This is a genomic window from Paenibacillus sp. FSL R5-0527, from assembly GCF_038008055.1.
Taxonomy (GTDB): Bacteria; Bacillota; Bacilli; order Paenibacillales; family Paenibacillaceae; genus Fontibacillus; species Fontibacillus macerans.
Map to the genome: position 1 here is coordinate 3,689,412 of NZ_JBBOYI010000001.1, position 15,477 is coordinate 3,704,888.

General features: G+C 45.5%; 13 protein-coding genes. All 13 read left to right on the plus strand.

The annotated features are described in order from the left end of the window. The first annotated feature begins 4 nt into the window (after positions 1-4). Entirely contained in the window at positions 5-964 is a 960-nt protein-coding gene (locus NYE69_RS16135) for an ABC transporter permease (RefSeq protein WP_328271131.1), read from the plus strand. A 16-nt stretch (positions 965-980) separates the two neighbouring features. Beyond that, positions 981-1,919, plus strand: coding sequence for a carbohydrate ABC transporter permease (locus NYE69_RS16140; RefSeq protein WP_328271130.1), 939 nt, complete (start codon positions 981-983; stop codon positions 1,917-1,919). Positions 1,920-1,995: 76 nt separating this feature from the next. Next, on the plus strand, positions 1,996-3,699 hold the full coding sequence (locus NYE69_RS16145; protein ID WP_340927011.1) for an ABC transporter substrate-binding protein: 1,704 nt from the start codon (positions 1,996-1,998) through the stop codon (positions 3,697-3,699). Between the two features lie 45 nt (positions 3,700-3,744). Beyond that, positions 3,745-4,716, plus strand: a complete 972-nt coding sequence (locus NYE69_RS16150) for a glycosyl hydrolase (protein WP_328271128.1) — start codon at positions 3,745-3,747, stop codon at positions 4,714-4,716. Between the two features lie 460 nt (positions 4,717-5,176). Beyond that, positions 5,177-5,998: an aminoglycoside phosphotransferase family protein gene (locus NYE69_RS16155; protein WP_340930419.1), complete on the plus strand. Its 822-nt coding sequence runs from the start codon at positions 5,177-5,179 to the stop codon at positions 5,996-5,998. 49 nt (positions 5,999-6,047) lie between these two features. Then, complete coding sequence (locus NYE69_RS16160; RefSeq protein ID WP_340927012.1) at positions 6,048-6,533, plus strand: VOC family protein; 486 nt, start codon at positions 6,048-6,050, stop codon at positions 6,531-6,533. Positions 6,534-7,140: 607 nt separating this feature from the next. After that, positions 7,141-7,581: a GNAT family N-acetyltransferase gene (locus NYE69_RS16165; protein WP_340927013.1), complete on the plus strand. Its 441-nt coding sequence runs from the start codon at positions 7,141-7,143 to the stop codon at positions 7,579-7,581. Between the two features lie 787 nt (positions 7,582-8,368). Then, positions 8,369-8,692, plus strand: a complete 324-nt coding sequence (locus tag NYE69_RS16170; RefSeq protein ID WP_340930420.1) for a low molecular weight protein tyrosine phosphatase family protein — start codon at positions 8,369-8,371, stop codon at positions 8,690-8,692. Positions 8,693-8,750: 58 nt separating this feature from the next. After that, positions 8,751-9,542 carry a lipid II flippase Amj family protein gene (locus NYE69_RS16175; protein WP_328271124.1) on the plus strand — a complete coding sequence of 264 codons (792 nt, stop codon included), beginning with the start codon at positions 8,751-8,753 and terminating at the stop codon, positions 9,540-9,542. Between the two features lie 116 nt (positions 9,543-9,658). Beyond that, complete coding sequence (locus tag NYE69_RS16180; RefSeq protein WP_328271123.1) at positions 9,659-10,558, plus strand: ATP-grasp domain-containing protein; 900 nt, start codon at positions 9,659-9,661, stop codon at positions 10,556-10,558. A 60-nt stretch (positions 10,559-10,618) separates the two neighbouring features. After that, positions 10,619-11,170 (plus strand): hypothetical protein, encoded by a 552-nt coding sequence (locus NYE69_RS16185; RefSeq protein WP_328271122.1) that lies wholly within the window; start codon positions 10,619-10,621, stop codon positions 11,168-11,170. A 243-nt stretch (positions 11,171-11,413) separates the two neighbouring features. Beyond that, on the plus strand, positions 11,414-12,922 hold the full coding sequence (locus NYE69_RS16190) for a malate:quinone oxidoreductase (protein WP_340927014.1): 1,509 nt from the start codon (positions 11,414-11,416) through the stop codon (positions 12,920-12,922). A gap of 260 nt (positions 12,923-13,182) precedes the next feature. Further along, positions 13,183-15,453: an AraC family transcriptional regulator gene (locus NYE69_RS16195; RefSeq protein ID WP_340927015.1), complete on the plus strand. Its 2,271-nt coding sequence runs from the start codon at positions 13,183-13,185 to the stop codon at positions 15,451-15,453. Positions 15,454-15,477: the final 24 nt, after the last annotated feature.

Genomic DNA, 15,477 nt, shown 5'->3' on the forward strand with positions numbered 1-15,477 from the left:
ATAGATGAAAGCGATAACACTAAAAAGCCAAACCGGCAGCGGACTGAAAAGCAAGCCGCAAAGATGGAAAGTGTTCAAAAACCAGAAATACCTTTATATGATGTCGATTCCGTTTGTAATCTGGGTTTTCGTGTTCCAGTATTTGCTGCTCTGGGGCTGGACGATGGCGTTTCAAAACTATAAACCGGGCAAAAGCTTTTTTGTGCAGAAATGGGTCGGACTGGAGCATTTCCAAACGCTGTTTCAAGACGGGCATTTTTACTTGGTGCTGAGAAATACGTTGGCAATGAGCGTTATGGGGCTTGTGGCCGGTTTTGTATTTCCGGTGCTGTTCGCCCTGCTGCTGAACGAGGTGCGCATTCAGGTCATGAAGCGGTTTGTACAGACGGTTTCTTATTTGCCGCACTTCGTATCATGGGTCGTCGCGGCGGGGATCGTCAGCAAAATGCTGTCGACGGACGGAGGCGCTGTTAACTCTGTGCTCATGAGCCTGAACCTCATCGACCAACCGATTCAGTTTATGGCGGATGGCCGCCTGTTTTGGGGGATCGTGACAGGGGCCGACGTCTGGAAGGAGACAGGCTGGAACGCCATTATTTATCTGGCGGCCATTTCGGGCATCGGACCTGAGCTGTACGAGGCAGCCAGGGTTGACGGCGCCAGCCGCCTAAGACAAATATGGCATATCACGCTCCCGGGCATCCGGCCGACGATCATTGTGCTTTTGATCATGTCGATCGGTCATCTCGTCGGCATAGGATTCGAGAAGCAGTTCTTGCTTGGCAACCATATGGTCGCCGACTATTCCGAGGTGCTTGATTTATACGCGTTGAATTACGGCTTGTCCATGGGGAGATATTCCTTTGGCACGGCAATTAATATTTTTAATTCGGTCATCAGTGTAGTTCTGCTGTTTGTCGCGAATGGAATGTTTAAGAAATTCGCTAACGAAAGCATCATGTAGAGGAGGAGTTTTAGATATGGACGCAGCCGAATCGGCCACATCCGCCGTCAAGGCCCGAAGAGCGAAGCTGGCATCCAGGTCTCTCCAGGACTGGATATTCGACATCGTCGTGTACCTGCTCATCGGGATCATTACGGTTGTAACTCTATACCCGTTCCTGAATGTGCTCGCCATTTCGTTCAATGATTCCGTAGATACTGTTCGGGGCGGCATTTCGATATACCCCAGAGAATTCACGCTGGAAAATTACAAGCTGATCTTCAGCTACGGCGGCTTGATCACGGGGTTTAAAATTTCGGTGCTTCGAACGCTTGCCGGTACACTGGCGGGTCTGGTCAGCGGTTCGATGGTCGCTTATACGTTGGCGCGGACGGATTTTCAAGGCAGGCGGTTCATCTCGACGTTTCTGGCCATTACGATGTATGTATCCGGCGGGTTGATTCCCGGCTTTATTTTGATAAAGAACCTGGATTTGATAGGCACGTTCGCGGTATATATTTTGCCGGGGCTCGTAAGCGCCTTCAATATCTTCGTCATCCGTTCGTTTATCGACGGAATTCCTTATGCGCTTCAAGAATCGGCCAAGCTTGACGGGGCCAACGATTTTACGATTTATTGGCGCGTCATTATTCCGCTCTGCAAGCCTGCGCTCGCCACGGTCGCGCTGTTCCTCGCCGTCGGACAATGGAATTCCTGGTTCGATACCTACCTTTATAATGGCTCTAATGAATCATTGACTACGCTGCAGTATGAACTGATGAAAGTGCTGCAGAGCACCACGACGAACGCCAACAACGTCCGCGGTGAAAATATGTCCCAGCTGATGGCACAGGTGTCGCCGGATTCCGTCAAGATGGCCATTACCATCATCGCCACGGTCCCGATTCTTGTCGTCTATCCGTTCCTGCAGAAATATTTCGTCAAGGGGATGACGCTTGGGGCCGTGAAGAGCTGACGCGCCGGCGATTAGCGGAAAAGCAAGCCGCCTGAGGGTTCAATCCTATTATTAAAAAGGGGAGTGCTGTATCATCATGAAGAACCATATCAAAGGAACGTCAGCTTCGGTGCTGGCGATGCTTCTCTTGCTTAGCCAGCTCGTGGGCTGCGCCGGCAACAATTCTGCGGATGGAGGAGATGCGGATCAGGGGAAGAATTCGGGCGGCAGCGGCTCGGGTCCCATTAAGCTGACCTATTTTTCCGAGGATCCGAGTGCCAACTGGAATGACATGCAAGACCGAATTGGAAAGGTCATTACGGAGAAAACGGGAGTTGTTTTGGATGCCGAATTTGCCGTAGGGGACCCCGTGCAGAAGGTATCGATCATGGCCGCAACCGGGGAGGTTCCCGATCTGATCGCGGCCAAGGCGGATCTCGGCAAGCTGGTAGACGTGGGCGCGGTTCTCGACCTGACGGATTTGATCGAGAAGCATGCTCCGAACATCAAAAAAATGTTGGGCGACAAGATCGTTCGCGCCAAATACAGTCTGGAAGACCAAGCGATTTACGCGATTCCGACATGGTCCTCGGTCGACGAGCGGAAATTCAAAGCCGAATACGGATTCCAATTGCAGCATCGCGTCGTGAAGGAAGCGGGTTATCCTGAAATTCGCACGGTAGAGGATTACGAGAAAGTCATCAAGGAATATTTGGCCAAACATCCGACCGATGAGAACGGCAACAAAAATATCGGGTTAACGCTTAATGCGGATGATTGGCATATGTATCAGGTGACGAATATGGGCTTCTTTACAACAGGCGCGCCGGACGACGGCGAATATTACGTCAACCAGGAAACATATGATGTGACATACCACTTCCGCCGTCCGGAGGAACGGGAATATTTCCGCTGGCTGAACCATATGAACGATATCGGTCTGCTGGATACGGAAAGCTTTGTGCAAAAGACGGACCAGTTTAAAGCCAAAGTCGCTTCCGGACGGGTGCTCGGCCTGATCGATCCGGCATGGGACTATGGCGAGGCGCAGCAGGCGCTGAAATCGGCCGGCAAATTCGATCAGACCTACGGTCATTATCCGGTTACGATGTCCGAGAAGTACAAAGACACCAGCTTCTGGCCGGCCGGCTTTGACGGCGGTTACGGCATAGCGATATCCAGCAAGTGCAAGGATCCCGTAGCGGCAATCAAATTCCTGGATTACCTTGCCTCCGAAGAAGGACAGATCCTTATCAACTGGGGGATCGAAGGCGAGGACTACATTGTTCAGGACGGGAAAAGAATCGTGCCCAAGGAAATCCAGGACAAAATGGACAGTGAAGGCAATGCCTACATGAAGGAGTCGGGTCTTGGGCTGTATTGGAACCTCACGGTCCATTACGGCGACGGAATCAAGGATTCCACCGGAAACTACTTTACGAAGAGCAACGGCGAATCTCTGGCCGCTTCCTACAGTGAGCCTGAAAAAGAAGCTTTGGCGGCTTATAACGTCGAACACTGGAGAGACCTGTTCCCGAAAGAGGAAGAGTTCCCGGAAAGAAAGGCGGGCGCGGTTTACAATATCGCTCTGCCAAGCGACAGCAAGGCCGCGATCCTCATGGCCAAAATGAAAGATATTACATGGAAACGGATTCCGGAAGCCATTATGGCCAAGCCGGAACAGTTCGATAAAATCTGGGACGATTATATGGCGGAGTTGGAAAAAGCGGGCGTTAAAGAGATGGAGGAAGCTTTTGGCCAATACGTCAAGGACCGTGTCAAACTTTGGAGCGGCAATTAGCCGCTTGAATGAAATCCGGTGAACGGAAAGGCAGGATACGATACGATGCAAACGATCAATACGGCGCCATGCAACCCTAAAGCGTCCGATGAAGTAAGGTCGGTACTGAACTATTTCGGCGAAATTAGAGGAAAAGGCATTATTACGGGACAGCACACGCAGACGATCGCGCAGGAGGAGCTGCATTACATTCGTGAAGCAACGGGGAAATTGCCGGCGCTCTGCGGTTTCGAACTGTTGGGCTACTCTCCCAACATCAATTATCAAGACAGCGGCGAGGAATGCCTGTTAGAAGTCGCCGAGAACAAGGATACGCTGCAAAAGGCCTGGGAATGGGCGGAAAAGGAGAAGGGCCTGATCACTTTCACATGGCATTGGTTTTCTCCGCTCAGCGGCCGGGATAAAAGCTTTTACGCGGAACATACGGACTTTGACGCGACGAAGGCGATTGTGGAAGGTACCGCGGAATACAAGGCCTTGCTGTCCGATATGGACTACATGGCCGAAATTTTGCGGGAATTCCGCGACAAACGGATTCCGATTTTGTGGCGTCCTTTCCATGAATCGGAAGGAACCTGGTTCTGGTGGGGGAGCAAAGGCCCGGAAGCAGCCAAGCAGTTGTACCGGATTATGTACGAGAGATATACGAATCATCACGATTTGACGAATCTGATCTGGGTATGGAATTCGCCGCTGTCCGAAGGTTATGTCGGGGATGAAGTGGTTGATATCATTTCCAGGGATTTGTATCCTCCGGCTCACCAGCATACGGACTTGAGCAAGGAGTACGAGGAATTGGTTCGCATTACGCCGACTCCGAAACTTGCCGCTCTCGGAGAGATCGGGCCGATTCCAAGCGTCCGGAGTTTGTCCGAATCGCGAATCCCATGGCTGTGGTTTATGACCTGGTCCAACGATTTTGGCAAAACGGAAAAGTTCACCACCAAAGAGGAACTTCGCAGCGCATATCACAGCGATTACGCCATCACTTTGGATAAGCTGCCGAAGCTATATTAGTACACAGCCAATTAGCACACAGCCAGCATCGGCCAGGAACGATAAAAGACTATCGCCCCCCGGGTTGAAAGATGTATAATCATGGAAGAAGCTCAGACGGCAAACGCCCCAGCCTTAGATAAGAGCATCTAAAGGCTGGGGCGTTTTTGTGAATGCCCTTTTGGGGAAGGTTGACAATAACTATATTTGTTGGTGTTCTATAACGGAGGGAATGGATAGCTGTTTTGAATTCTTGCAAATCCCTCTTAATGAAGGAGTGTAATCCGGAATATTTTAGAAAGGAACAATGCAATGGAAACTTCTCCGAAGCATACAGTGACCGCTTTGAAAGCTGAATTTATCAATGAGGTTATGAATGAATATCTATTTTGTGTAGTACGTGATTAGGAAGTATGGGGAATAGAAATTCCATGAAAGGCTGGAACCTACAATAAATATTCTCAACATTAATTGGGTTGAACTGGAACAAGATACTTTAAACCTAAAAGCACAAGCACACAAAGTGATTCCTTTATCACCAGGGCTCGAAGCGGATGTTGTAAAAGTGGAATCAGGTAATGGATCTTATGTTCTTAAAATATGGAATAAAAGTTCTAAACCTAATATTAAGAACCAACACAAACTCCTATCGGAACTATACAACAGAGGTATAAGTGTCTCGAAGCCTTATGGTTGGGGCATTGACGCAGATAACAATCAAGTACTGCTGACCAGTTATGATGGCATGCCAGTCTCCAAAATAAACAAAAACAATCTAAGGAATCTAGCACGAATGTTAGCCGAGGTGCATAAATTTCGTTTGGATGGCAGCGACTCGTTATTAATTCCAAGGTATGATTTTATTCAATACTTTTTTCCTTCGATAGAAATGCACGAAGATTTAAACCGTATATTGATGAACGTTATTAATATGACAGAACTTAGCCAAAACAGTTTAATACATGGCGACTATAACTTAGGGAATATCGTAGAGGAACAGGAGCGCTATACAATAATCGATTGGACCAATGGACAACTTGGTGATCCTAGATACGATATCGCATGGTCAGTATTCTTAATGAAGATTTATGCTGGCGAAAGGTATGGAGAAATATATCATTCAGAATTTTTAGGGTTAACAGATGATCCGGCGGATGACTTGCGGATTTTTGAGGCAATTGCTTGTTTACGTTGGATTTTATTAAATCGAGTTGCCGATCTACCTAAGGGTCCAGGCACAATGAAACGAGTTAAAAAAATTGCCCAAAACAATAGTTATTTAAGTGAAGAACTTCTGGAGTGAAACCCGAAGAAGGCAGGGACGTACCATAAAAAAACAAGGAGTGTTTCCAATGAACCCAAAATTTGCATTTTCACGTATTGGCTACGTATATGTTCCAACAACCCAAATTGATGAATCAATCGCATGGTACACCGAGAACCTAGAATTTAAACTCATGAATAAGTTTCAAGATCGAGGCTCATTTGTTGCAGTATTACATCACCCGGATAAAAACTCAATTGCATTATTACTTATAGAAACCAATGACAAGAAATCGTTGGAGATCATGAGGAATGGGAAACCATATCCTATTATGGCGATTAATTGCCCAGATATTGAACATACCCATAAGTTGCTAAAAGACAAAGGATTAATGGTTGAAGATTTACATACGCTAGGGGCTGGGGAAGCAAAATATTTTTATTTTAGAGATAATGAAGGGAATTTATTAGAAGCGGCTTGGTCAATTTGGGATCCGAAAGACGAAATTAAAGAAGAATTTATAGAGCAAAGAAGGAATAGTGAAGCAAAAAGTAACATGAATTCCAATTTATGATATGATTATATTGCTTTATCAGTAATTTTGATTGGGGGAGTTTTATTGTCCAAACAAGAAAACCATGTAGTTATTGGTTGTTTGTGGATGTCTGTATGTTTTATTGTGCTGATATTAGGCTGCAATCACTTATATGGATATTCATTGTTGGACAGTATCTTGAACATAATTGGAATTGGAAGCTGGACTATGGAAGGACAGTCGGGTTGGCATATAACTTCATTCATAACATTTCCTCTTCTATTGCTCAGCATGATTCAAACGGCCCGTTACTTGAAGGGAAGATATCCGAATATATTTATAACTTTATTTATTTCTTCAATGATTTGGAATGCGGTGTATCCCAAACTGACAGAGCGGATCGTAAGTTTTGATGAAATCATTCTAAAATAGTTGAAGTTGAAGTGCTTAGTTGTTTCGACCCAGCCTAAGATAGGGGCAATATAAGGCTGGGTTGTTTTTGCGATACCATTATAGTGGGCTAAAACTTTTGAAAGGTGTGATGTGGTATGAGAAATAACCAGTGTATTTTAATTGACTTGTCGGTGAAGGCATTATATTAGGTAGAGAGCCTGGATCGGGTCTCTCTACAAATTGGAGGGTTCCGATGATTAGATTACAAAGAATTAACAAAGATAATTGGGAAGAATGTACAGCATTAAAACCGGAAAAAGAGCAACAACAATTTATAGCACCCAATGTGTATTCAATTGCTGAAGCACAATTTCTGCACGGGTTTTCGAGTATGGCTATATATAAGCACGAGACAATGATTGGGTATACGCTATATGGAATTGATCCGGATGATAACAATTATTGGATGTACCGTTTTATGATCGATCGGCGTTTTCAAGGTAAAGGATATGGATTCATAGCCGTTTGTAAGATAATTGAAGAGATAAGAAACCGCCAAGATAGAACGGATGTACTGATTTTGGGATATAAACCTGAGAATGAGAGAGCAAGAAGATTGTATTCAAAGGCAGGATTCACAGAAGATGGATTGGCTCCGTGGGGAGAAGTGATCGCAAAATATAAATATGTGTAAAGTAATCGGGGATGGTATGAACATCATCAAACACTGAAACCACGCGGGGGGACGACTAACGTCGTCCCTTGGTCCGCCTGGAGATTTTCGCTGGGAAGCTGAGTCAGGCGGACAAACCTGTACCGGCTAAGTCCATTGTACCCGAGCGCATTGTGCCGTAAGCCGTTAGGGCTCGTGAATGCGGGAGCGTTATACGAAAGGATGCATATGAATAATTCAGAAAACTTAGTTTACAATAATGTTATTTCTTTTTTAGCTATATTTTTGTGCAGTTGGTTGGAGATGTAATTCTTTTATATTCTGGTATGGTTATTGTGTTATTTTTTTATGTCAAGGACTGTAGTGGATATATTTGTATGCCCGACATAATCTGGTTTTTATATATGTATTATAACAATGTTAGTATTATTGGGTTAAGAACTGAAGCTGAACACTATTACGTAGTTATGTTACTAATTAATTTCATACCAAGTTTTATGTATTTGCTTGGGTTATCAATGAAACGTTTTTACATAAATTTCAAAAAGCAGATCAATGGTTAATCAAAGAAGGCACGGAAGAGGCTTAGTCAAAAAATAGCCCAGTCAAGATAAGCTCTAAAGCTGGGGGGATCGTGAACTCCAGAACGTTTCTTTGGAGACGATATAGCAAAGAAGATTGCGAAGAATCAATGGTCGACGGTTCCAGAGTGTGCAGGAATATGGTGGAAACATATCTAGATATAAATGAAATTGAATTGAAAATGAACTTCTGATAAAAATTCTATCAAACCAGGGTGGTGTACCCAATACAACTACTTTTTATATGTAGCAGAAATAAGTGGAGAAGTTTGACGGCAGAGAAGATTTTTAACGGACGTAAGGGGCATGAAGTGAGATCGGCAGGAACAGAAGAAAATGCAAGAGTCAGAGTGAATGAAGGTCATATAGGTTGGGCGGATCTTATTTTTGTAATGGAGAAGAAGCATGTCAGAAGGCTGCAAGACAAATTCAGATCAGAGATAAGTAGTAAACAGGTGATTTGTTTAAATATCCCCGATGACTATCAGTTTATGGATGAGGATTTAATCGAAATTCTTGAAGCAAGAGTTGAAGAATACGTTGATATGTAAAACAGTAAGGCAAATACCCTTGGGAATGCAATGATGTCCTCTAAGAAGGAGAAGTATCATGGTACATAACTTAATTGCTGTTTTTGTACTAACTATGATCATACATATGGTTGAAACTTCATCTTACGCGTTACGTTTAGCTGGGGTTAAAATAAATAAACTTGCTGTGGCACTTTCATTATTGGGGATTACTGTCCTGATCTCCCGGACAGCTAATCTAATACAAGCACCCATGACGGCAAAGTTTATAGACTATGGCAGGGTTGACTTGAATTTTGATGTTTTAGAGTATCTAAGGATTATCATAGTTGCCTCATCTTTTGGCACAATATTAGGTATCCTCCTATTCCCTACACTTGTTAACTTATGGGGGCGGGTGATATCTAAGTTTGAAATCGCAGGGTCCTTGCCAAAGTTGATTTCAAGTGTGACAATAGGTCAATTGATAAACACAAGGCATTATATTCAAAAGCCGTCGTTTCGCCTTTCAGGGTTCCGGTATCTTGGGATTCCAAAGAGATTTATTCTTTTGAATGTCTTGGTAACGGCTATTTATACGGTTGGTGTTTTATCTTCGCTTTACGCAGCGTATTTGGTCCCAGAATTGGGCACATCCGCCTCACAATCATCTGGGCTAATTAACGGTATTGCAACGATATTGTTGACGATTTTTATAGATCCACAGGTAGGATTAATTACAGATAAGGCTTGCAATAATGCGATCTACAAAGAGAAATTAGGAAAGATCTATTTGTTGCTAATGATTTCAAGGTTTTTCGGAACCTTACTGGCACAATTTTTACTAATACCTGCTGCCTATTTTATCAGTTTCGCGATTAAGATTTTTTGAGAAAAAGAATGGAAATTGAAATTTAAACAAGTCGAGGGCATCATTTATGTTATTAGCGAAATATCCAAAGATTATTTAGCGAGTCTTTTTATGTGATTCAAAGAGGATGTGAAACCGTGATCATCATTTTTTGTTGTGAACCACTGAATGATAAAACTGTGGATGCATTTTATGAAGCTGAATATATAAGTGCCAAATCGTTAGGTTTCCAGGTCAGTTTAATTTCTCTAGAAGAATTGCTATTAAACAATGTAAGTAAGGCCTTAAGAAGGGTTCCGTCTGCGGAAGAAATGGAAATGGCAATTTATCGTGGTTGGATGATTAAGCCGCAGTATTATGAGCTTTTATATAAAGGTCTTTTGGCTAAAAACATAAAACTCATAAATTCCACCGAAGAGTATCTTCGATGCCACTACTTTCCTAATTCATATGAGCATATTAAACATATAACTCCTCGCAGCATTTGGCTGGATATTGAGACGATGAATACGAAAGAATTGGATGACGTTTTGGATCAATTCGGTGAAAGTTCCCTTCTGGTAAAGGATTATGTGAAATCCAGAAAGCATGAATGGGAAGAGGCATGTTTTATTCCATCAGCAGCCAATAAAACCCAAGCTGTGCGAGTAATTAATAATTTTATTGAAAAGCAAGGCGATGAACTGAATGGCGGGATTGTGTTGAGGGAGTTTGTGCACTTGGAAAAAATAACGTCACACCCCAAAAGCGGAATGCCTTTATCTACAGAATATCGTTTGTTTTTCTTAAATAATAGGTTAGTCCATCGGTTTGAGTATTGGGATGAAGTTATGTATGATGCTGAGGATAAAGTGAATATTGATGAATTCTTGGAAGTAGCAAAGCAAATTAGAAGCAACTTTTTTACAATCGATATCGCTAAGACTGAAGCAGGCGAGTGGATCGTAATTGAAGTTGGTGATGGACAGGTTTCGGGATTGCCTGAGAAGGTAAGTGTAGAAGAATTTTATAAATCAATTAAAGGTCTAATAAGTTGATTTATGTTTGTTGTCAACCATAACATTTGGAAATAGAAGAAGAAAATAATAGGAGAAAAAATGACAAAATTCCATAAAGACATTGTTGAATTTATCGATTATCCATTTTCTGCTGCATCTATTTACCCAAATGGAATTATACATAAAGATAAAATTAAAGAGGTTTTATTGAATCAATTTCCGCCTGAGATTCGGACTTTAGATGGGGAAATTTTATTTATCAGAGCTCCTTATAAGGAAAAACTAAAAATATTTGCTCAGAACAATAATATTCCAATAGTAAAAAGAGTCGATATTTGGAGTTTAATACTGGAAGAATTCTTAGACACAGAATTTAGCGAAGAAGATCGGGGAAGCGTATTTAAAATACTTGAGGATTGCGGGGTTAATAGAGATGAAGTAATCCGTATTAGAAAATCTCTGCAGGAACTTATGATAGCGTATAACTTCAAATCAATGCTATGGGAGTGGTTTCATTTAGGATTATATGATCTCTTGCAAGCGTACAACGGGAAGTTAGCCGGAAATAATTATAAATTAAATAATCGGGAGTTTAAAACGATTTATTGGAAGGCCATGGAATTGGGAAATAAAGGCTTTTTGAGGGAATGACAAGACGCCCTTCGCCTAACACTGTATTCACGTCCCAGTCCTCTAGTGACCACAAAAACACCCTATAACTATCGTTTATGATCCGGATAAATAATATTTTTTGTCCATTTTTGCGGGGATGCACTATGATATAATTAACTGCAAAAATAATTATGTGTCTATATCACTTCCTGGCTTTGCTGCAGCGGCTAAGCAGGAGCGCCTGCTTCCTTCTGCAAATCTTAGGTTATAAGGACTGATAAAATGAGCAACGGACAAACGAAAACAGACGTTATCTTGATCGGTGCCGGAATCATGAGTGCGACCTTGGGGTCACTGCTGAAAGAAATAGCGCCCAACTGGGAAATTACGGTTTTCGAGCGGCGCGCCATAGCGGGGGAGGAAAGCTCCAACGAATGGAACAACGCGGGGACGGGGCATTCCTCCTTGTGCGAGTTGAATTATACCGTCGAGAAGCCGGACGGGTCTATTGATATTAGCAAAGCGATCAAAGTGAATGAAGAGTTTCAGGTTTCCAAACAGTTTTGGTCTTATCTCGTACACAGCAAGCTGATTCGCAATCCTAAAGATTTTATCGTGCCGGTGCCTCATATGAGTTTTGTGCAAGGGGAAAAAGATGTCACCTTTTTGAGGAAACGTTATGAAGCGCTTTCAAACCACCCGCTGTTCCAAGGGATGGAGTTTTCCGACGATCCGGACCAGCTAAAAGAATGGATTCCGCTGATGATGAAAAACCGGGCATTCAATCAGCCTATTGCAGCCACAAGAAGCGAAGCCGGAACGGATGTTAATTTCGGCGCATTAACGCGCATATTGTTTGATCACTTAAAACGTAAAGACGCCGATATCCAGTTTAACCGCCATGTGGAAGATATTAAACGTACCGCTGACGGCTCGTGGGAATTGAAGGTACGGAATGTCGAGAGCGGTGCCGTCTCCCGCCATACGGCGAAATTCGTCTTCATCGGCAGCGGGGGAGGAAGCCTCCATCTGCTGCAGAAGTCCGGTATTCCCGAAGGAAAAGGGATTGGCGGATTCCCGGTAAGCGGATTGTTTATGGTATGCCAGAACCCGGAAATTGTCGCGCAGCATCATGCCAAGGTGTACGGCCAAGCTCCGGTCGGCGCTCCTCCGATGTCCGTGCCGCATCTTGACACCCGATTTATCGACAACAAAGAATCGCTGCTGTTTGGACCGTTTGCCGGCTTCTCGCCAAGGTTTTTGAAATTCGGTTCCATGTTGGATTTGATCACTTCCGTCAAACCGCATAATCTCGTCACGATGCTGGCGGCGGGCGCCAAAAACGCTTCCTTGACCACATACCTGATCAAGCAGGTAATGTTGTCTAAAGAAAAACGCATGGAAGCTTTGCGGGAATTCGTTCCGAACGCGAAAAGCGAGGATTGGGATCTGCTGGTGGCCGGCCAGCGCGTGCAAATTATTAAAGATACGGCTGCCGGAGGCAGAGGCACGCTGCAATTCGGCACGGAAGTGATCAGCGCCGCCGACGGTTCCATTGCCGCGTTGCTTGGGGCATCCCCGGGCGCTTCCACCGCCGTTTCCGTCATGCTCGAGGTCATCCAAAAATGCTTCCCGGAACATATCCATGTATGGGAGCCGAAGATTAAAGCCATGATTCCTTCTTATGGTGTGTCACTATCGAATAACCCGGAGCTTATTCGCGAGCTTCATGCTTCCGCAGCCCGGACGCTGGGGCTAAAAGAAACTTGGCCGTTGGAGGCAGTGCACTAGACAACCATTGCCGCTAACGAATAGCGAATGATTAACCGTTTCTTTTGTAACCCTTTACACGCATTAGCAAAAAGGTGTTGGATGAAAATCCGGCACCTTTTGTTGTATAATTTACCAGTGTGCGGTGAAGCTCACATAGGGACCAAGGCTTTCAGCATAAGGAAGAACCCGATGAGCACGTTTTTGTAAGCGCTTTTATATCTATTCACGAGTTGAACGTAACGCTTCAACGGCAAATCCATGATGGGAAGAGGGGAAAAATGAAACGAATTCCGATGATGCTTCAACTGGGGCTGATCCTGTTTTGCGTCATGGCAGTTCCCGTGACAATCCTGACCTGGTACAGCGGGGCGCAGATTATGGGCAATTCGGAAGACGCCATCGCGGAATCTTTATTAGCGGGATTGAACGCCAACCGCAAGCTGAACGAAAATGCGCTGAACAACCTGGCCCAAGACACGGTGCGCCTGGCCGCCACCAACATCTTCGACCGTATTCGCAGCTTTGAGACCTTCGCCGAGCTTAATGAAAATTACAACAATGTGAGCGGTGCGTTGTCGGTGCTTAAGGAACTGGTGAATTTGAACCATCGGGTGAACGGCGTATACTCGTCCTATTTTTATCTTAACGGTGCGGATTATGTGCTTTCAACCGACAAGGGCATTACGACGCTGGACCGGTACGAGCCGATCGGATGGATGGACGAAGCTCTTGCCGGACGCCGGGGGATCAGCGGCGTCTGGTATCCCCGCCGGATGGCTTCAGGGGAAACCGTCGTTTCGTATGTGCTGCCGTTAAACCGTCTTTCCACCACGACGCGCGGCACGATCGTCGTCAATTTGCGGGAAAAGCAAATCGGGGAGTATTTGCGTTCGGCGGAGCCGGGCGGACATGGCTACCTGCTCATGAAATCGGACGGCACCATTATCTCGCACAATGATAAAACCTTGCTGCTCAGCGACGGCGCGAAGCAGCCGTTTATGCAAGAGGTTTTGGAAAGCGGGGCGAAGGAGGGATATGCGTTCCATGAGCTTGGGAACGAGCGGCTGCTGTACACATGGTCTCGCTCCAACCTGTTCGGGTGGTGGAATGTCAGCATTTATTCGCTGGACGAACTGATGGCCAAAACCCGCGCTTTGCAGCGCAGTATTCTTTTGCTGACCGCCGTCCTTATTTTCATCGGATCAATATTAGCCGTTTTTCTGGCGACATGGCTGTCCAAACCGCTGCGCGAGCTGGTGCGGGCCGTGCGCGCCCGCGGCAACCTGGGGGTGGCGGGCAAAAATGAACTTGCTTTCCTTGACGCGGCGTTCCGGCGGATGCAGGAGGAAGAGGAGGAGCTCTACAAGCTGCTGCAGGAGCGGGAACAGGATACCCGCAGCCTGGCGATCCACCAATTATTGCGGGGGGAGGTGGCGAAACCGGCCGCGGAAATGTTCCCGGAGCCATATTTTCTGGTTGCCGTCGTCTCCATAGACCGTTACAGGCGGTACGTGAACAAAACCAACCCGGAGACCCGCAGCTACCATCGGTACCTCCTCATCTCGAAATGCGACGGCTTGTTTCCGGCGGGGGTTCATGCGCGCTGCGCCTACCAAGGGGAGGGCTGCTTCGCCATCGTAATCAATTACGGGCAGGAGGAACATAAACGCGGCTTAGACGGAATCAAGGAAGCGCTTGCTGCGATTGGCGGCAAAGCGGCGGAACTGCTCGGCCATTCCGTAACGATTGGCGTCAGCGGCCGGGCGGAAACGAGCTCCATGCTTCAAGATTGCGTGGTGGAAGCGATGGAGGTGATCAAGCACCGCATGATCGAAGGCGGCGGCGGAATCACGTTTTGGAGGCAGGATGCCGAACACGGCATTAATTATATTTACCCCGCGAACAACGAAAGGCGTATTCTCAACTATTTGGATACCGGCGATCTCGACAGCATCATGAACGAGCTTGCGCTCATCCGAAACGAAATTCAATCCGCTCAGTATATCTCCTACGACAATATCATGTTTATCTATAATCAATTGATCGGCGTCACCATCAAACATCTCAGGGAAAATCAAATCAGCACCGCGCGTATTTTTGCGGGGAGGGGAAACATTTACTCTACGATCGCCTCTATAGACACGCTTGACGAGCTTGAGGAATATCTGCGCGAGTTCTTCGGCGATATTATTCAGTACCTTGCGCGGAACCCGGGCGAAACGGGGTATGGGGAGCGAATCATCCGCTACCTGGAAGCGCATTTTTGCGAGGAAATCGTGTTTGAAGAGATGGCCAAGGACATCGGCATCAGTTATTCCTATATGCGCAAGATCGTATACGAGCTAACGGGGAAAAGTCTAATCGACTACATCAACCTGCTGCGGATCGAAAAAGCGAAGCGGCTGCTGCTGGAGACGAAGCTGAACATGAAGCAGATTGCCGCGGAGGTCGGCTACTATAATGTTCAAAGCTTCAACCGTTTTTTTCGCAAATACGAGGGGATGCCCCCAAGCAGCTACAAGGCGTCCAAATGCCGGACATCGCCCTGAAAACCGCGCCATTTTTGCTCATAT